11 protein-coding genes are annotated in these 18,840 nt (G+C 64.5%); 10 read left to right on the forward strand and 1 reads right to left on the reverse strand.

Annotation, left to right across the window (positions count from 1 at the left end; translation table 11 throughout):
• The first annotated feature begins 205 nt into the window (after nucleotides 1–205).
• The 5 genes from gpmI to ABZO33_RS00825 all read left to right on the forward strand — a co-directional run bounded on the left by gpmI (nucleotide 206) and on the right by ABZO33_RS00825 (nucleotide 7,053).
• A complete protein-coding gene (gene gpmI, locus ABZO33_RS00805) occupies nucleotides 206–1,741 on the forward strand; it encodes a 2,3-bisphosphoglycerate-independent phosphoglycerate mutase (RefSeq protein WP_414534473.1) in 1,536 nt (511 codons plus the stop codon).
• Nucleotides 1,742–1,882: 141 nt separating this feature from the next.
• Nucleotides 1,883–3,184: a murein hydrolase activator EnvC family protein gene (locus ABZO33_RS00810; RefSeq protein ID WP_414534474.1), complete on the forward strand. Its 1,302-nt coding sequence runs from the start codon at nucleotides 1,883–1,885 to the stop codon at nucleotides 3,182–3,184.
• A gap of 87 nt (nucleotides 3,185–3,271) precedes the next feature.
• The gene (locus ABZO33_RS00815; RefSeq protein ID WP_414534475.1) at nucleotides 3,272–4,600 is read left to right on the forward strand and encodes a S41 family peptidase; all 1,329 of its coding nucleotides are present in this window, start codon (nucleotides 3,272–3,274) and stop codon (nucleotides 4,598–4,600) included.
• Between the two features lie 8 nt (nucleotides 4,601–4,608).
• Entirely contained in the window at nucleotides 4,609–5,400 is a 792-nt protein-coding gene (locus ABZO33_RS00820; protein ID WP_414534476.1) for a divergent polysaccharide deacetylase family protein, read from the forward strand.
• A 285-nt stretch (nucleotides 5,401–5,685) separates the two neighbouring features.
• Nucleotides 5,686–7,053 (forward strand): trypsin-like serine peptidase, encoded by a 1,368-nt coding sequence (locus tag ABZO33_RS00825; protein WP_414534477.1) that lies wholly within the window; start codon nucleotides 5,686–5,688, stop codon nucleotides 7,051–7,053.
• A 61-nt stretch (nucleotides 7,054–7,114) separates the two neighbouring features.
• On the opposite strand, the gene ABZO33_RS00830 is transcribed toward ABZO33_RS00825, so the two are convergent.
• Complete coding sequence (locus tag ABZO33_RS00830; RefSeq protein ID WP_414534478.1) at nucleotides 7,115–9,118, reverse strand: BCCT family transporter; 2,004 nt, start codon at nucleotides 9,116–9,118, stop codon at nucleotides 7,115–7,117.
• Nucleotides 9,119–9,594: 476 nt separating this feature from the next.
• On the opposite strand from ABZO33_RS00830, the gene betI reads away from it, so the two are divergent.
• From betI to mscK, 5 genes are all read left to right on the forward strand, one after another.
• Entirely contained in the window at nucleotides 9,595–10,251 is a 657-nt protein-coding gene (gene betI, locus ABZO33_RS00835; RefSeq protein ID WP_046853878.1) for a transcriptional regulator BetI, read from the forward strand.
• Between the two features lie 38 nt (nucleotides 10,252–10,289).
• Nucleotides 10,290–11,762 carry a betaine-aldehyde dehydrogenase gene (betB, locus tag ABZO33_RS00840; RefSeq protein ID WP_414534480.1) on the forward strand — a complete coding sequence of 491 codons (1,473 nt, stop codon included), beginning with the start codon at nucleotides 10,290–10,292 and terminating at the stop codon, nucleotides 11,760–11,762.
• Nucleotides 11,763–11,834: 72 nt separating this feature from the next.
• Nucleotides 11,835–13,532 (forward strand): choline dehydrogenase, encoded by a 1,698-nt coding sequence (betA, locus tag ABZO33_RS00845; protein WP_414534481.1) that lies wholly within the window; start codon nucleotides 11,835–11,837, stop codon nucleotides 13,530–13,532.
• 170 nt (nucleotides 13,533–13,702) lie between these two features.
• A complete protein-coding gene (locus ABZO33_RS00850; RefSeq protein WP_038706947.1) occupies nucleotides 13,703–15,445 on the forward strand; it encodes a potassium/proton antiporter in 1,743 nt (580 codons plus the stop codon).
• Nucleotides 15,446–15,480: 35 nt separating this feature from the next.
• The gene (mscK, locus tag ABZO33_RS00855) at nucleotides 15,481–18,786 is read left to right on the forward strand and encodes a mechanosensitive channel MscK (protein WP_414534482.1); all 3,306 of its coding nucleotides are present in this window, start codon (nucleotides 15,481–15,483) and stop codon (nucleotides 18,784–18,786) included.
• Nucleotides 18,787–18,840 lie beyond the last annotated feature (54 nt).

The following is an 18,840-nucleotide window of genomic DNA, read 5'->3' on the forward strand; positions in this document are numbered from 1 at the left end:
AGGGGTGTTCCAGGCGATTGAAAATGGCGGCCAGTATACACAGCCCCCCATGACCGCCAAAGCCCACTGGGCTTGCGGCAAACGCGCCTTCATGTTGCATGCCTGACCGCGCTGGTCGGGCAATGGGACGAATATTCGCCGTCGCTGGCGGATTTGCCCTAAAATGCGTGTCTTTATCATCTTTGAACAACCGTGAGTTTGATTGATGACGAGTACGCCTAAACCCCTGGTCCTGATCATCCTGGATGGCTTCGGTCACAGCGAAAGCCCCGAATACAACGCCATCTTCGCTGCCAACACGCCGGTCTACGACCGCCTGCGCGCCACCCAGCCGCACGGCCTGATCTCCGGCTCCGGCATGGACGTGGGGCTGCCCGACGGGCAGATGGGCAACTCGGAAGTCGGTCACATGAACCTCGGTGCCGGCCGCGTGGTGTACCAGGACTTCACCCGGGTGACCAAGGCCATCCGTGACGGCGAGTTCTTCGAAAACCCCGTGCTCGGCGGCGCGGTGGACAAGGCCGCCAGCGCCGGCAAGGCCGTGCATATCCTCGGCCTGCTCTCCGACGGCGGCGTGCACAGCCACCAGGACCACCTGATCGCCATGGCCGAGCTGGCCGCACAGCGTGGCGCCGAGAAGATCTACCTGCACGCCTTCCTTGACGGCCGCGACACGCCGCCACGCAGCGCGCAGTCGTCCATCGAACTGCTCGACGCCACCTTCGCCAAGCTCGGCAAGGGCCGTATCGCCAGCCTGATCGGCCGCTACTACGCGATGGACCGCGACAACCGCTGGGACCGCGTCAGCGCCGCCTACAACCTGATCGTCGACAGCGCCGCCGAATACACCGCAGCGACCGCCGTGGCCGGGCTTGAAGCGGCCTACGCCCGTGACGAGAGCGACGAGTTCGTCAAGGCAACCCGCATTGGCGAGGCGGTCAAGGTCGAAGACGGCGACGCCGTGATCTTCATGAACTTCCGTGCCGACCGCGCCCGCGAGCTGTCCCGCGTGTTCGTCGAACCCGATTTCAACGAATTCCCGCGCGCGCGCCTGCCCAAGCTGGCGGCGTACATCGGCCTGACCCAGTACTCGGCGAAAATCCCGGCCCCGGCGGCTTTCGCCCCGGCCAGCCTGAACAACGTGCTCGGCGAGTACCTGGCGAAGAACGGCAAGACCCAGCTGCGCATCGCCGAAACCGAGAAGTACGCCCACGTCACTTTCTTCTTCTCGGGCGGGCGCGAAGAGCCGTTCGAAGGCGAGGAACGCATCCTGATCCCGTCGCCGAAGGTTGCCACCTATGACCTGCAGCCGGAAATGAGCGCGCCGGAAGTCACCGACCGTATCGTCGAGGCCATCGAGCAGCAGCGATATGACGTGATCGTGGTCAACTACGCCAACGGCGACATGGTCGGCCACACCGGTGTGTTCGATGCCGCGGTCAAGGCCGTGGAGGCGCTGGATGGCTGTGTCGGCCGCATCGTCGAGGCGCTGGACAAGGTCGGCGGCGAAGCCCTGATCACCGCCGACCACGGCAACGTCGAGCAGATGGAAGACGAGTGCACAGGCCAGGCGCACACCGCCCATACCACCGAGCCGGTGCCGTTCATCTATGTCGGCAAGCGCCTCGTGAAAGTCCGTGACGGCGGTGTGCTGGCAGACGTGGCGCCGACCATGCTCGAGCTGCTGGGGCTGGAAAAACCGGCAGAGATGACCGGCACCTCGATCCTGATCAACGCCTGATCGATGCAGTGGGGCCGCCTTGCGGCCCCCAAAACAGTTGAATTCCAGACCAACGCCCCGCCGCACACGCCGCTGGGCGTTTTTTTTGCACGCCTGCGCGGGCATACTAGGCCAGTCTCCATCCCTGGTACGCCCAACCCCATGCTCCGCGCCCTGTTCCTACTCGCCCTGTCATGTCTGCTTGCCCCGGCCTTCGCTGCCGATGAGCGCGCACAGACCCAACAACAGCTGGACGCCACCCGCCAGGACATCGCCGAGCTGAAAAAGATGCTGGGCAAGCTCCAGGAGGAGAAGTCTGGCGTGCAGAAAGACCTCAAGGCCACCGAGACCGATATCGGCAAACTCGAAAAACAGGTGGAGGCACTGCAGCAAGAACTAAAAAAGACCGAGGGCGAGCTGGAGCGCCTTGACCACGAGAAAAAAAAACTCCAGAGCGCCCGCGTTGAACAGCAACGCCTGATTGCCATCCAGGCCCGTTCGGCCTACCAGAACAACGGTCGCGAGGAATACCTCAAGCTGCTGCTGAACCAGCAGAATCCCGAGAAGTTCGCCCGCACCCTCACCTATTACGACTATCTCAGCAAAGCGCGCATGGACCAGCTGCGCACCTTCAACGAGACCTTGCGCCAGTTGGCCAACGTCGAGCAGGACATCGCCGGCCACCAGCAACAGTTGCTGGCACAACGTGCCGAGCTCGACACGCAGCGCCAGGCCCTGGTCGCCGAACGCGACAAGCGCCAGCAGGTGCTGGCCAAGCTCAGCAGCGACATGAAGGCGCGCGACCAGAAGCTGCAGAGCCGCGAGCAGGACCAGGCCGACCTGAGCAAAGTGCTCAAGACCATCGAGGAAACCCTCGCCCGCCAGGCGCGCGAGGCCGAGGAGGCCCGCCAGCGGGCCCTGCTGGCCAAACAGGAAGAGGAGCAGCGCCGCAAGGCACAGGCCCTGGCCGCCGCGGCTCGCAGCCAGGAACCCGAGGAAGCCCCGAAGAAGGCCCGCACTACCCTCGGCCCGGTGGTGTCCAGCGACACGGCCAGCTATGGCGGCGCATTTTCTTCCGCCCGCGGAAAACTTCCATGGCCGGTCAACGGTCGATTACTGGCACGCTTCGGTGATACCCGCGGCGGTGACGCGCGGGCCAAGTGGGACGGGGTGATGATCAGTGCCAGTGCAGGCACCCAGGTGCGCGCCGTGCATGGCGGGCGGGTGGTGTTCGCCGACTGGTTGCGCGGCGCTGGACTTCTGGTCATTCTCGACCATGGCAATGGCTACCTGAGCCTGTACGGCCACAACCAGAGCCTGCTCAAGAGCGCCGGCGACATCGTCAAGGCCGGCGAAGCCATCTCCACGGTCGGCGACAGTGGCGGCCAGGACAGCGCCGGCCTGTACTTCGCGATTCGCCAGCAGGGCCAGCCCACCGACCCCGCGCAATGGTGTCGCGGTTAGTTAGTGCTACTTTTACGGCGCCGCCCACGAAACAGCGACGCCGATGCTCCCAGCGGGAGCACCAACAGGATCAGGAGTTCGTTCGACATGCTGCACTCGCCTCGCCTCACCCAGCTGGCCCTGACCATCGCCCTGGTCATCGGCGCGCCCCTGGCAATTGCCGCCGAACCGGCCAAGCCAGTGGCCAAGCAGGCCGCGGTGCCGGCCACCGAGGTGACCGCCAAGGCGCCCCTGCCGCTGGAAGAGCTGCGTACCTTCGCCGAGGTCATGGACCGCATCAAGGCGGCCTATGTGGAACCTGTCGACGACAAGACCCTGCTGGAAAACGCCATCAAGGGCATGCTCAGCAACCTCGACCCGCACTCGGCCTACCTCGGCCCCGAAGACTTCCAGGAGCTGCAGGAAAGCACCAGCGGCGAGTTCGGCGGCCTGGGCATCGAAGTGGGCATGGAAGACGGCTTCGTCAAGGTGGTCTCACCCATCGACGACACCCCTGCCTCCCGCGCCGGTATCGAGGCCGGTGACCTGATCGTCAAGATCAACGGCGCGCCGACCCGCGGCCAGACCATGACCGAGGCCGTGGACAAGATGCGCGGCAAGATCGGCGAGAAGATCACCCTGACGCTGGTGCGCGACGGCGGCACGCCGTTCGACGTGACGCTGGCCCGTGCGGTGATCCAGGTCAAGAGCGTCAAGAGCCAGCTGCTGGAGAACGACTACGGCTACATCCGCATCACCCAGTTCCAGGTCAAGACCGGCGACGAGGTGGGCAAGGCCCTGGCCAAGCTGCGCAAGGACAACAGCAAGAAACTGCGCGGCGTGGTCCTCGACCTGCGCAACAACCCCGGCGGCGTGCTGCAGTCGGCCGTGGAAGTGGCCGACCACTTCCTCACCAAGGGCCTGATTGTCTACACCAAGGGCCGCATCGCCAACTCCGAGCTGCGCTACTCCGCCGACCCGGCCGATGCCAGCGAAGGCGTGCCACTGGTGGTACTGATCAACGGCGGCAGCGCCTCGGCCTCGGAAATCGTCGCCGGCGCCCTGCAGGATCAGAAACGCGCCGTGCTGATGGGCACCGACAGCTTCGGCAAAGGCTCGGTGCAGACCGTGCTGCCATTGGCCAACGACCGTGCACTGAAGCTCACCACCGCGCTGTACTTCACCCCCAATGGTCGCTCGATCCAGGCCCAGGGCATTGTCCCGGACATCGAAGTACGGCCGGCCAAGCTCACCGCCGAAGCCGACACCGACAACTTCAAGGAAGCCGATCTGCAGGGCCACCTGGGCAACGGCAACGGCGGCGCTGATCGGCCGACCGGTAGCGCCAAGCGCAAGGATCGCCCGCAGGACAACGACTTCCAGCTCAGCCAGGCCCTCAGCCTGCTCAAGGGCCTGAACATCACCAAGGGTGACTGATACCCACCATGCGTTATCTGCTGTCCCTGCTGTTCTTCCTGCTGGCCGGCGTCGCGCAAGCGGCCCCGGCCAAGGCCTACATGAGCATCATCATCGACGACCTGGGCCAGAGCAGCGAACGCGACAGCCGCACCCTCGCCCTGCCCGGCCCGGTGACCATGGCGATCATGCCCGACACCCCGCACGCCACCGACTTCGCCCGCCAGGCCCACAAGGCCGGGCGCACGGTGATCCTGCACATGCCCATGGACCCGGCCACCGGGCCCTACGCCTGGCACCCCGGCATCGCCCTCGACGAGCTGGGCCGACGCCTGGACGCCGCCCTGGCCAAGGTGCCCTACGCCGCCGGTATCAACAACCACATGGGCAGCCGTATGACCGCCCAGCGCCAGCCCATGGCCTGGTTGATGGGTGAACTGCAGCGTCGCCACCTGTTCTTCGTCGACAGCCGCACCAGTGCCGCCACCGTGGCGGCCGCCGAGGCACAGGCGCAGGGGCTGGCGCATGTCTCCCGGGACGTGTTCCTCGATGACGTGCGCACACCCGAGGCCATTGCCGGGCAACTGCGCCTGGGTGTGGAGCTTGCCCGCAAGCAGGGTTCGGCGGTGCTGATCGGCCACCCTTATCCACAAACCCTGCAAGTGCTGGAGCGGGAGATCCCCCAGCTCAGGGCACAAGGCGTCGAACTGGTCAGCCTGCAGCAGATGATCGCGCAACGCGGCAACCAGGCCATGCCCGCCCACGGCAAGCATGGGCGTTACAGCAATGCCGCGCCGCCTGGAACCAACGCCCCACCGTGACTCGCGACCAGCCTGCAAGCACCACCAGCGGTTTTGCAACGGGCTCATACAGGAGTGATCCCTTGCGCCGGGTGCCTTGATGCACGCATTTCCCGGCACCACCTCCTGGGCAGCGCCCAAAGGTTGCGCAACAGTTGTTATCTATGAGCAGTGCCTCAGAGCACTATCTACCGCCTCGTCGTGCCTCCCGCGCTGGACAGTGCAGCCTCTTTCGCAAGAGGTTTGAACATGATCGCTCTACGTATAGCTTGCCTCGGGCTGGTGCTCTGCGCCCCGGCATTGGCCATGGACTTCGGGCAAGGCCTGGCACCGCCATCCGCCGCACGCCTGCTCGCCAACGGCAACGGCGAAAGCCGCCACTGGACGGGTATCGGCCGACTCAATGACTTGCCTGGCAACCGCCAATGCATGGGCACCCTGCTTGACACACGAGCGCCAGGCGGCGTAGCAAGGGGCCCCGCCTACGTGCTCACGGCCGGCCACTGCGTCAGCAAACGCAACGGGGTTATTGTCCAGGACCACCCCCTGCAAGCGACCATCACCTTCAACTATTTCGCCGATACGATCACCGAACGCCACCGCGTAGCCGTGCGGCGAGCCGTATGGAGCAGCATCCAGGGACGTGACCTCGCGCTGCTGGAGCTCGATGCGCCGCTGCAGCAACTGCTCGACCACGACATCGCACCCTTGATGATGGCCGCGCCTGCGCCAGCCGGCAGTGCCGTGCTGGTGGTCGGTGAAGCCAGCAGGCCCGACATCGGTCTTCGCCTGAGGGCCTGTACGGAACAGGACCTTCCCGTTCTGCTGCAACAGCCTTGGCTCTGGCGGCGACTCAAAAGCAATGACTGCCGCGGTGTTGGCGAAGGCGTATCCGGCAGCCCGGTTCTGGAAAGGGCCAGCAACCGGGTGATCGGCGTGATCAACAGCATCAGTGGCGAGCGTGTCACCTCTATCCCAGTCGGGGGCCTGCTCGACTGCTTCAGCGATGGGCGGCTCGACCTGGACATCGCGGTCTGCCCCCTGTCGCCAGGCTTCCAGCTTGTCCAGCAATCCAATGCCGCGTTCAAACGGTTGTACAAACTCGGCGACGACGACAACGGCAATCCACCGCCACCGAGCTGGAACTTCGCCTTTACCTTGGACACCCAGCGTTACCGCTACAAGGCCACGCGCGATGCCTTGGCCTGCGAGGATCCCGATGGCTATAGCGGCACCTTGCCAGCCATGGGCACCGTGCTCATCAATGACCCGATCGGACCGGAAACGGGCTGGCACTTTCTCTGCGTGGTGGGCGTCGACTCAGCCGAAGACCTGGCCTGGCGTGGCTTGCTGGCCAATGCACTGAGCATCGCAGTCGAGCTGTTGCCGGCAGCGGCCGTCCCGGCGCCCGACATGACCGTCGAACGGCTGGAGAATGGCGATTTACGGGTGAGCTGGAGAACCGAGCCGCCTGACCTGCAGCGCTATCGGGTAAAGAAGGGCAGCCCAGAGCAGACAGACTGCGCCGACTCGTCCGGCTACCGGATGCTGCGACACCAGCAGTACGTGTTCAAGCGCGCTGAACTGCCACTGAAGCTTTGCAGTCAGGCGGAGGATATCGTCAAGCAGCGCTCCGCACCCCGGGAGGATCTGCTGGAGGCTGGCGATCAGTGAAAGCGGAAACGAAAAAGGCCCGGTTCTTGCGAACCGGGCCCTTGCCTGACATCAGCCGATATCAGCTGTACACACGCCCCAGCAGCTGGCGGTGGCTTTCGAACTGATCAAGCACGTCACGCACGATCTGCTCGCGGGTAAAGCCCATCAGGTCGTACTCCTGGCTGCCGTCGTGCAGGTACACCTCGGCGCGGTAGAAGCGCTGCTGCACTTCCGGCTCGCCCTCGATCGGCGCCTCGCTCGGCGCGGCCAGGTAGCCATCCAGACTGGCTTCGTAGACGAAGGGGTTGCCCTCTTCCATCATCACCCGCAGGCCCATCATGTTGCGCGACTGGCCAACCCGGGTCTCGACCTCGAAGCCCAGGGTGCGCAGCTGCTCGGCGGCTTCTTTCAGTGCCGGGCTGACCTGTTTGTCCATGAAGCGCTGGACAACGGCCTGGGTCGGCTGCAGGTCCAGCTGGCTGAGACGCTCACTGAAACCGCGACGGCCACGGGCGGCCAGTTCGGCGCGCTCGCTCTCGACCGCGACGTCCTGCTTCATCGCCTTCATCAGGCCGAACATGAACAGCACCAGGACCACCGAGAACGGCAGGCCGGCCAGTACCACCATGGTCTGCATGGCTTCGAAGTTACCGGCGAACAGCAGGCCGATGGTGACCAGGGTGATGACCACCGACCAGAACACCACCATCCAGTGCGGGGCGTCCTCATCGACCTTGCCGCCTTTGCACGACAGGTTGGCCATCATCACCGCGCCGGAGTCGGCCGGGGTGAGGAACAGCACGAAGCCGACGAACACCGCCACACCGATGACGATCTTGGCGGCCGGGAAGAATTCCAGCAGCTGGTAGATCGACATCGACGGCTGTTCGAGCGCCGTCTTGCCCAGCTCCACCGCACCCTGGTTGATCACCAGGTCCAGCGCGGTGTTGCCGAAGATCGACAGCCAGGCCAGGGTGAAGCCCAACGGGATCAGCAGCACGCCGCTGACCAGCTGGCGCACGGTACGGCCCTTGGAGATACGGGCGATGAACATGCCGACGAACGGGCCCCAGGAGATCCACCAAGCCCAGTAGAACACGGTCCACAGGCCCAGCCAGCGCTCGGACTTGTCGCTGTCGCCTTCATAGACATAGAGATCGAAGGTCTTCAGCACGACACCGTTGAGGTAGTCACCGACGTTCTGCACGAAGCCGTTGAGCAGGTGCAGGGTGTTGCCGGCCAGCAGCACGAAGATCAACAGGCCGCTGAACAGCAGGATGTTCAGGTTGGACAGGCGGCGAATGCCGTTTTCCACGCCCGACACCGCGGCCACGGTGGCAACGCCCGCCATGACCAGGATCACCACCAACAGGTTGGTCTTGCTGTGGTCCATGCCGAACAGGTATTCCAGGCCCGAGGCCACCTGCATCGAGCCGATACCCAGGTTGGTCACCAGGCCCAGCAGGGTAACGAACATGCCGAAGATGTCCACGGCATGGCCGGCGCCGCCCTTGACCCAACGCTCGCCGACCAGCGGGTACAGTGCCGAGCGCAGTGCCAGCGGCTGGTTGTGGCGGTAGGCGAAGTAACCCACGGCAAGGCCCACCAGGGCGTAGATCGCCCAGCCGTGCAGGCCCCAGTGCAGGAAGGTCAGCTGCAGACCCTGGCGCGCGGCCTCGAGGCTGGCGGGCGTGCCTTCCGGCGGATTGAAGTAGTGGTCCAGCGGCTCGGAGGCACCGAAGTACAGCAGCGAGATACCGATACCCGAGGAGAACAGCATGCCGGCCCAGGCGCCGTAGCTGAAGTCCGGGGTGTCGTCCTTGCCGCCCAGCTTGAGCTTGCCGTAGTCGGAGAAGGCCAGGTAGACGACGAACAGCAGGTAACCACAGATGACCAGCATGTAGTACCAGCCAAAGGTGCGGGTCAGCCATTTCTGGGCGACGCCCAGCACCTGGCCGGCGGCTTCGGGTACAGCGATCAGCAGGGCAGTCAGAACGAGGATCATCAGCGCCGAGGTGTAGAACACCACGCGATTGACCCGTACCCGCTCGGCGGGGGGCTTTGTCAGGGAGGCAGAACTCATTGCACGAATGCTCCGGGCAGTGCGGCAGTGGAGGCTAAACAGTTATTTCCCACGCAATTGGTGCAATAGCCCTACTGCGACAGGTGTTATAAAAGCACCCTGGAAACCGTGATCCCGAATAGGAACGTTGCAAAAAATCAGACCGGTCGGCTGTGGAAAACCTTGCCCTCCATCAGGAGGTGCGCGCATTCGCCACAGACACCTGGCCCGCTCCAAGGGCCGGCCGCGCAGCCAGTGACTGCTCGGCAAAATCTGTCTTTCGCATCGCCCATGCCCGTCAACGCCTTGTATTCCGGGGGTTACGCGATTTCCTGGGGTGTCGATTCGTGCTTCTGTGACCGTCCGAAAACTGTCAATGGCACAAATTGTCGCAGAGCTTATTCTTTATTGATTGAACGTTCAATCAAAACAAAATAGACTGGCCTTCGCCGAGGCAGCCGCTTGTCGTCTGCCCGCAGGCCTGAGGAGATAGCAAGATGCCCAAGGTCGGTATGCAACCCATCCGCCGCCAGCAGTTGATCGAAGCCACCTTGCAGGCGGTCGATCAGGTCGGATTGGGAGATGCCAGCATTGCGCTGATTGCCCGTTTGGCCGGCGTGTCGAACGGCATCATCAGTCACTACTTTCAGGACAAGAACGGCCTGATCGCAGCGACGATGCGCTACATCATGAACATGCTCAACGAGGGTGTGATCGCGCGTCGTCAGGCCCTCACGGACGACAGCCCGCGTGCCCACCTGAAGGTGATCATCGAAGGCAACTTCGATGCGAGCCAGGTGAATGGCCCGGCAATGAAAACCTGGCTGGCCTTCTGGGCCTCCAGCATGCACCAGCCGTCTTTGCACAGGTTGCAGCGGATCAACGACCACCGCTTGTATTCCAACCTGTGCTGCCAGTTCCGCCGTGTCCTGCCGCTCTACCATGCGCGCAAGGCCGCCCGCGGTCTGGCAGCCCTGATCGACGGCCTGTGGTTGCGTGGTGCCTTGTCGGGTGACGCATTCGACACCGAGCAGGCAATACGCATCGCTTACGAATACATGGATCTACAACTGGCTAAACAGCAGACCCTGGGCACAACCGACCAGGCCGCTGAACAGCCGCGCGCAGCGACCAGCCAACCGGCGGGAGCGTGACGCGGCAGCCAACCACACACTGCACTTGCGAGGACACTATGGCCCGTTTCGGAACGCAAAAACTCTACATTGATGGCGCTTACGTCGACGCTGGCAGCGATGCCACCTTCGAAGCCATCAACCCAGCTACCGGCGAAGTCCTCGCCCACGTGCAGCGCGCAACTCAAGCTGACGTCGAGAAGGCCGTCGAAAGCGCCGAACGTGGCCAGAAAGTCTGGGCCGCCATGACCGCCATGCAGCGTTCGCGCATCCTGCGCCGCGCCGTCGACATCCTGCGCGAGCGCAACGACGAGCTGGCCATGCTGGAAACCCTGGACACCGGCAAGTCGTACTCCGAGACCCGCTACGTCGACATCGTCACCGGCGCCGACGTGCTGGAATACTACGCAGGCCTGGTGCCGGCCATCGAAGGCGAGCAGATCCCGCTGCGCGAATCGTCCTTCGTCTACACCCGCCGCGAGCCGCTGGGCGTGACCGCCGGTATCGGCGCCTGGAACTACCCGATCCAGATCGCCCTGTGGAAATCCGCCCCGGCCCTGGCCGCCGGCAACGCGATGATCTTCAAGCCATCGGAAGTCACCTCGCTGACCACCCTGAAACTGGCCGAGATCTTCACCGAAGCCGGCCTGCCGAACGGCGTGTTCAACGTCCTGACCGGCAGCGGTCGTGAAGTCGGCACCTGGCTGACCGAACACGCGCGCATCGAGAAGGTCTCCTTCACCGGCGGCACCACCACCGGCAAGAAGGTCATGGCCAGCGCCTCGAGCTCGTCGCTCAAGGAAGTCACCATGGAGCTGGGCGGCAAGTCGCCGCTGATCATCTGCGACGATGCCGACCTGGACAAGGCCGCCGACATCGCCATGATGGCCAACTTCTACAGCTCCGGTCAGGTCTGCACCAACGGCACCCGCGTATTCATCCCTGCCTCGATGAAGGCCGCCTTCGAAGCCAAGATCGCCGAGCGCGTCGCGCGCATCCGCGTTGGCAACCCGGAAGACGAGAACACCAACTTCGGCCCGCTGGTCAGCTTCCAGCACATGGAAAGCGTGCTGTCGTACATCGCCAAGGGTAAAGAAGAAGGCGCCCGCGTTCTCTGCGGCGGTGAGCGTCTGCTGGACGGCGACTTCGCCAAGGGCGCGTTCGTCGCCCCGACCGTGTTCACCGACTGCTCCGACGACATGACCATCGTCAAGGAAGAGATCTTCGGCCCGGTGATGAGCATCCTCAGCTACGAGACCGAGGAAGAAGTCATCCGTCGCGCCAACGACACCGAATACGGCCTGGCCGCCGGCGTCTGCACCAACGATATCAGCCGTGCCCACCGCATCATCCACAAGCTCGAAGCCGGTATCTGCTGGATCAACGCCTGGGGCGAGTCGCCGGCCGAAATGCCGGTTGGCGGCTACAAGCAGTCGGGCGTCGGCCGTGAGAACGGTGTCAGCTCGCTGGCTCAATACACTCGCATCAAGTCGGTTCAGGTCGAGCTGGGCGGCTACAACTCGGTTTTCTAAACCCGGTCCCGCCACGCCCGCGCCCTTGAGCGCGGGCGTTTCCGCTCCCTGACAACTAACGAGGGTACTTCAATGTCCCAAGAATTCGATTACATCATCGTCGGTGCAGGTTCGGCCGGTAACACCCTGGCCACCCGCCTGACCGAAGACGCCAGCGTCACCGTCCTGCTGCTCGAAGCCGGCGGCCCGGACTACCGCTTCGACTTCCGCACCCAGATGCCAGCCGCCCTGGCCTTCCCGCTGCAGGGCCGTCGCTACAACTGGGCCTACGAGACCGATCCGGAGCCACACATGGACGGCCGCCGCATGGAATGTGGCCGCGGCAAGGGCCTGGGTGGTTCCTCGCTGATCAACGGCATGTGCTACATCCGCGGCAACGCCATGGACTTCGACGGCTGGGCTGAACTGCCAGGCCTCGAGGACTGGACCTACCTGGACTGCCTGCCGTACTTCCGCAAGGCCGAAACCCGCGACATCGGTCCGAACGACTACCACGGCGGCGAAGGCCCGGTCAGCGTGGCCACGCCCAAGGCCGGCAACAACCCGCTGTTCCACGCCATGGTCGAAGCCGGTGTGCAGGCCGGTTACCCGCGCACCGAAGACCTCAACGGCTACCAGCAGGAAGGCTTCGGCCCGATGGACCGTTCGGTGACCAAGAACGGTCGTCGCTCGAGCACCGCCCGCGGCTACCTGGACCAGGCCAAGAAGCGCCCGAACCTGACCATCGTCACCCATGCCCTGAGCGACCGCGTGCTGTTCGACAACAAGCGCGCTGTTGGCGTGACCTACCTGGTCGGTGACAGCGAAGAGCGCGTCGAGGCCCGTGCGCGCAAGGAAGTCATCGTCAGTTCCGGCGCCATCGCTTCGCCGCAACTGCTGCAGCGCTCCGGTGTCGGCCCGCGCGCCCTGCTGGAAAGCCTCGACATTCCGGTGGTCCACGACCTGCCGGGCGTCGGCGAGAACCTGCAGGACCACCTCGAGCTGTACCTGCAGTACGCCTGCACCCAGCCGGTTTCTCTGTACCCATCGCTGCTGTGGTGGAACCAGCCGAAAATCGGTGCCGAGTGGCTGTTCAACGGCACCGGCATCGGCGCCAGCAACCAGTTCGAGGCCGGCGGTTTCATCCGTACCCGCCCTGAGTTCAAGTGGCCGAACATCCAGTACCACTTCCTGCCGGTAGCGATTAACTACAACGGCTCGAACGGTGTGAAAGAGCACGGTTTCCAGGCGCACATGGGCTCCATGCGCTCGCCGGCCCGTGGTCGCATCCAGGCCAAGTCGAAGAACCCGCGCCAGCACCCAAGCATCCTGTTCAACTACATGTCCACCGAGCAGGACTGGCAGGAATTCCGCGACGGCATCCGCCTGACCCGCGAAATCATGGCCCAGCCGGCGCTGGACCCGTACCGCGGTCGCGAGATCAGCCCGGGCGCGCACGTGCAGACCGATGAAGAGCTGGACAAATTCATCCGCGAGCACGCCGAAACCGCCTTCCACCCGTCCTGCTCGTGCAAGATGGGCACCGATGACATGGCAGTGGTCGATGCCGAAGGTCGCGTGCATGGCATGCAGGGCCTGCGCGTGGTCGACGCCTCGATCATGCCGCTGATCATCACCGGCAACCTCAACGCCACCACGATCATGATCGCCGAGAAGATCTCGGACAAGATCCGTGGCCGCAAGCCGCTGCCGCGCAGCACCGCCAAGTACTACGTGGCGGGCGATGCACCGGTGAAGGGCAAGCCGATGCGTGAAGTGAAGCAGGCGTAATCCTGCTCCAGCCTCTGGCGACACAAGAAAAGGCACCTTTCGAGGTGCCTTTTCTACATCTGCAGAAACGCTTTACAGCCTGCCAATTCATCAGGTTAGAATCGATTGGCACGCGACCTGCTAGTTCACGCTACAAGTCCCTTTTTCTGCGATGTCCCGGAGTACCGCCTTTGGATGCGAGCACCATCAACAGCCTGTTCCTGATCGGCGCCCTGCTGGTCGGGGCCAGTATCCTGGTCAGCTCGCTGTCGTCGCGCCTGGGCATCCCTATTCTGGTCATCATTCTCGCCGTCGGCATGGTCGCCGGTGTCGATGGTGGCGGCATCATCTTCAACAATTACCCGACCGCCTACCTGGTGGGCAACCTGGCACTTGCCGTGATTTTGCTCGACGGCGGCCTGCGTACTCGGGTGGCGAGTTTCCGCGTGGCGCTGTGGCCGGCCCTGTCGCTGGCCACGGTGGGCGTGCTGATCACCACCGGCCTGACCGGCATGGTCGCCGCCTGGCTGTTCGACCTGAGCCTGATCCAAGGCCTGCTGATCGGTGCCATCGTCGGCTCCACTGACGCCGCAGCGGTGTTCTCGCTGCTGGGCGGCAAAGGCCTCAACGAACGGGTCACCGCCACCCTGGAGATCGAATCGGGCAGCAACGACCCGATGGCGGTGTTCCTCACCGTGACCCTGATCGACATGATCGCCAGCGGCCAGACCGGCCTGCACTGGAGCCTGCTGACCCACCTGCTGCGCGAGTTCGGCATTGGCGGGCTGATGGGCCTTGGCGGCGGCTGGCTGATGCTGCAACTGGTCAACCGCATCAACCTGGCCGGCGGCCTGTACCCGATCCTGGTGGTGGCCGGCGGCCTGGTGGTGTTCTCCCTGACCAACGCCCTGCACGGCAGCGGCTTCCTCGCCGTGTACCTGTGCGGCCTGGTGCTGGGCAACCGGCCGATACGCAGCCGCCACGGCATCCTGCACATGCTCGACGGCATGGCGTGGCTGGCACAGATCGGCATGTTCCTGGTGCTGGGCCTGCTGGTCACGCCCCACGACCTGCTGCCCATCGCCCTGCCCGCCCTGGGCCTGGCACTGTGGATGATCCTGGTGGCCCGCCCGCTGTCGGTGGTGGCTGCCCTGCTGCCGTTCAAGGCCTTCCATGGCCGCGAGAAAGGCTTCATCAGCTGGGTCGGCCTGCGCGGCGCGGTGCCGATCATCCTGGCGGTGTTCCCGCTGATGGCCGGCCTGCCCCAGGCCCAGCTGTTCTTCAACCTGGCGTTCTTCATCGTGCTGGTGTCGCTGCTGGTGCAAGGCACCAGCCTGCCGTGGATGGCCAAGCTGCTGAAGGTCACGGTACCGCCGGACCCGGCGCCGATTTCCCGCTCCGCGCTCGAGGTGCACGTCACCAGCGAGTGGGAGCTGTTCGTGTACCGCCTGGGCGCCGAAAAGTGGTGCATCGGCGCCGCGCTGCGCGAGCTGAAGATGCCCGAGGGCACGCGGATCGCCGCCTTGTTCCGCGGCGAGCAACTGCTGCACCCGTCGGGCAGTACCGTGCTGGAAGTCGGTGACATGCTCTGCGTGATCGGCCACGAACATAACCTGCCGGCGCTGGGCAAGCTGTTCAGCCAGGCGCCGCAACGCGGCCTGGACCTGCGTTTCTTCGGCGACTTCGTCCTCGAAGGCGATGCCGAGCTGGGCGCGGTGGCCGCACTTTATGGCCTGAAACTCGATGGCCTGGACGCGAAAATGCCGCTGGCGCAGTTCATCCGACAGAAGGTCGGAGGCGCTCCAGTAGTAGGCGACCAGATCGAATGGCACGGCACGATCTGGACCGTCGCAGTCATGGACGGGAACAAGATCCAGAAAGTGGGCGTCAGATTCCCCGAAGGTACCCGCCCCGGCCCTGGGCTGTTCCTCTAAACTCCGATTTGCCGCGTAACACAAGAACTCTGCCTATGTCCCTGCGTGACCATTGCCGCGCAGCCCTGCTGGGGCTGTGCCTGACCCTCTCGTTCGCCGCCGGCGCGGTGGAAATCCCGACCACCCCGGGCATCCAGAGCAGCCTGAGCAAGATCGCCGAGCGCAAGCTGCCGGAAACCGAGCAGAAAGCCGTGCAACAGGTGCTGGAACAGACCCTGGCGCTGCTCAACGCCCGCGACGACAGCGAGAAGAAGCTCGAAGCCCTCAAGCAGCAGTTGGCCAACGCGCCCCAGGAGATCCGCGACAGCCAGCGCGAGCTGATCAAGCTCAAGGCCAGTGTCACCTTGCCGGTGGCGCAGCGCTTTGCCAGCCTGAGCGTGCCGCAGCTCGAGCAGATGCTCAGCGAACGCAGCACCCAGCAGGGCGACCTGCAGAAGGCGCTGTCCGAAGCCAACAGCCTGATCATCAATTCGCAGACCCGTCCTGAACGCGCCCAGGCCGAGATCAGCAGCAACCAGATGCGCGCCCAGCAGATCAACAACAGCCTCAAGAGCGGCAAGGACAACGGCAAGGCAATCAACGCCGACCAGCGCAACCAGCTCAATGCCGAGCTGGCCTCGCTCAACGCCCTGACCCTGCTGCGCCGCCAGGAGCTGGCGGGCAACAGCGTGCTGCAGGACCTGGGCAACGCCCGCCACGACCTGCTGATCGAACGCGCCACACGCCAGGAGCAGGAAATCCAGGACCTGCAGACGCTGATCAACGAAAAGCGCCTGGCGCAGTCGCAGCAGGCCGTCACCCGTCAGTCGATCGAGGCGCAGAAGGCCGGCGGCAGCAACCTGCTGGCCACCGAGAGCACCGCCAACCTGCAGTTGTCCGACTACCTGCTGCGCAGCACCGACCGCCTCAACGAGGTGACCCAGCAGAACCTGCGCACCAAGCAGCAGCTCGACAGCCTCACCCAGGCCGACCAGGCCCTCGACGAACAAATCAACGTGCTCAAGGGCAGCCTGCTGCTGTCGAAGATTCTCTACAAGCAGAAGCAGGCGCTGCCGCACCTGAAGCTCGATCGCAACCTGGCCGACCAGATCGCCGATATCCGCCTGTACCAGTTCGAAATCAACCAGGAGCGCGAACAGATGAGCAGCCCGTCCACCTACGTGGACAAGCTGCTGGCAAGCCAGCCCGAGGAAAATGTCACCCCGCAGCTGCGCAAGGCCCTGCTGGAAGTGGCGATCACCCGAGGCGACCTGCTTGAGCGGTTGAACCGTGAACTGTCGGCGCTGCTCAACGAATGCATCACGCTGCAGCTGAACCAGAAACAACTGCTGAGCACCGCCCAGAACCTGCGCACCACGCTGGAAGAGCAGATGTTCTGGATCCCCAGCAACAAGCCGCTGGACTGGCAGTGGCTGCGCGAAGTGCCCGAGGGCCTGGCCTACCAGGTGGCCAGCCTGCCCTGGGGCGCGGGTATCAAGGAGCTGGGCGACGGCCTGGTGCAACAGCCGCTGCTGTTCCTGCCGCTGATCCTGGTGATCGGCGCCCTGTTGTGGCGGCGCAAGGCGCTGTACCGACGCCTGGGCAAGGTCCACCAGGACATCGGTCACTTCAAGCGCGACAGCCAGTGGCACACGCCCCAGGCGATCCTGATCAACATCCTCCTGGCCCTGCCGGTGGCCCTGGCCCTGACCCTGGGCAGCTACGCCCTGCAGCTCGACGCCCGCGGGCAGAACGCCAACCTCGGCGCCGCCCTGTGGCAGCTTGCCCAGGCCTGGCTGGTGTTCTACACCGCCTACCGCATCCTCGCCCCGGGTGGCGTGGCCGAGATCCACTTCCGCTGGCACAAGCCGCAGGTCGAGTTCCTGCGCGGCTGGGTGCGCCGGCTCGGCACCGTGGTGCTGGCCCTGGTCGGTGTGGTGGCGGTGGCCGAGCACCAACCGTCGGCACTGGCCGATGACGTGCTGGGCATCGGCGTGGTGCTGACCTGCTATGCGCTGATGGCCTGGCTGCTCAGCCGCCTGCTGCTGAGCAGCCCGGCGCACCAGAATACCTCGCTGTTTCGCAAGGCGGTCGGGGTGGCCTTCACCGCCCTGCCCATCGCCCTGTTCGTGGCGGTGTGTTTCGGCTACTACTACACCGCTCTCAAGCTTACCGACCGGCTGATCTACACCCTTTACCTGCTGCTGTTCTGGCTGGTGATCGAGGCCGCGTTCGTGCGTGGCCTGTCGGTGGCCGCGCGGCGCCTGGCCTACCAGCGCGCCCTGAGCAAACGCCAGGCCGCCAAGGAAGGCCTGGATGGCGAGGTGGTGATCGAGGAGCCGACCCTGGACATCGAGCAGGTCAACCAGCAGTCGCTGCGCCTGATCCGCCTGGCCCTGCTCGGCGGTTTCATCGGTGGGCTGTATTGGGTATGGGCAGACCTCATCACCGTGTTCGCCTACCTCAACAACATCACTCTCTACGAGTACAGCAGCGGCACCGGCGCGGCTGCCAGCATGGTACCGATCAGCCTCGGCGACCTGCTTGGCGCCATGGTCATCGCCGGCATCGCCGTGGCCCTGGCCAGCAACCTGCCCGGCCTGCTCGAAGTGCTGGTGCTGTCGCGACTGAACCTGGCGCAGGGCAGCGCGTACGCCATTACCACACTGTTGTCCTATGTGATCGCCGGGGTCGGTATCGTCAGCACCCTGGCCACCCTCGGAGTCAGCTGGGACAAGCTGCAATGGCTGGTGGCGGCATTGTCCCTGGGCCTGGGCTTCGGCATGCAGGAGATCTTCGCCAACTTCATCTCCGGCATCATGATCCTGTTCGAGCGCCCGGTGCGTATCGGCGACACCATCACCATCGGCAACCTGTCCGGCACGGTGAGCAAGATCCGCATCCGCGCCACCACCATCACCGACTTCGACCGCAAGGACATCATCGTCCCCAACAAGACCTTCATCACCGGCCAGCTGATCAACTGGTCGCTGACCGACACGGTCACCCGGGTGACGCTGAAGCTGGGCATCGACTACGGCTCGGACCTGGACCTGGTGCGCGACCTGCTGCTCAAGGGCGCCCACGAGAACCCACGGGTGCTCAAGGACCCGGAGCCGCTGGTGTACTTCCTCAACTTCGGCGAAAGCTCGCTGGACCACGAGCTGCGCATGCACGTGCGCGACCTGGGCGACCGCAATCCGACCCTGGACGAGCTCAACCGCTATATCAACCGTGAGTTCAAGGCGCACAACATCAAGATCTCGGTGCGCCAGGTGGAGGTGTTCCTCATGGACGCGAAGAACGGCAAGCAGCAACTGATCCCGATGGACAGCAAACCGGACAGCACGCCGCCGAGCTGAGTGGACGCCAGGGGGCATGCACCCTGACAATGTCCTACCGCCTCGCGGGGCAAG

Origin of the sequence: Pseudomonas sp. CAM1A (assembly GCF_047501685.1) — a bacterium.
Classification (GTDB): Bacteria; Pseudomonadota; Gammaproteobacteria; order Pseudomonadales; family Pseudomonadaceae; genus Aquipseudomonas.

What these genes read in the sequence shown, in the direction of transcription:
- ABZO33_RS00825 (WP_414534477.1), top strand. Translation starts at nt 5,686, where the DNA reads ATGGACTTCGGGCAAGGCCTGGCACCGCCATCCGCCGCACGCCTGCTC.
- ABZO33_RS00830 (WP_414534478.1), bottom strand. Translation starts at nt 9,118, where the DNA reads ATGAGTTCTGCCTCCCTGACAAAGCCCCCCGCCGAGCGGGTACGGGTC.
- betI (WP_046853878.1), top strand. Translation starts at nt 9,595, where the DNA reads ATGCCCAAGGTCGGTATGCAACCCATCCGCCGCCAGCAGTTGATCGAA.
- gpmI (WP_414534473.1), top strand. Translation starts at nt 206, where the DNA reads ATGACGAGTACGCCTAAACCCCTGGTCCTGATCATCCTGGATGGCTTC.
- betB (WP_414534480.1), top strand. Translation starts at nt 10,290, where the DNA reads ATGGCCCGTTTCGGAACGCAAAAACTCTACATTGATGGCGCTTACGTC.
- betA (WP_414534481.1), top strand. Translation starts at nt 11,835, where the DNA reads ATGTCCCAAGAATTCGATTACATCATCGTCGGTGCAGGTTCGGCCGGT.
- ABZO33_RS00810 (WP_414534474.1), top strand. Translation starts at nt 1,883, where the DNA reads ATGCTCCGCGCCCTGTTCCTACTCGCCCTGTCATGTCTGCTTGCCCCG.
- mscK (WP_414534482.1), top strand. Translation starts at nt 15,481, where the DNA reads ATGTCCCTGCGTGACCATTGCCGCGCAGCCCTGCTGGGGCTGTGCCTG.
- ABZO33_RS00820 (WP_414534476.1), top strand. Translation starts at nt 4,609, where the DNA reads ATGCGTTATCTGCTGTCCCTGCTGTTCTTCCTGCTGGCCGGCGTCGCG.
- ABZO33_RS00815 (WP_414534475.1), top strand. Translation starts at nt 3,272, where the DNA reads ATGCTGCACTCGCCTCGCCTCACCCAGCTGGCCCTGACCATCGCCCTG.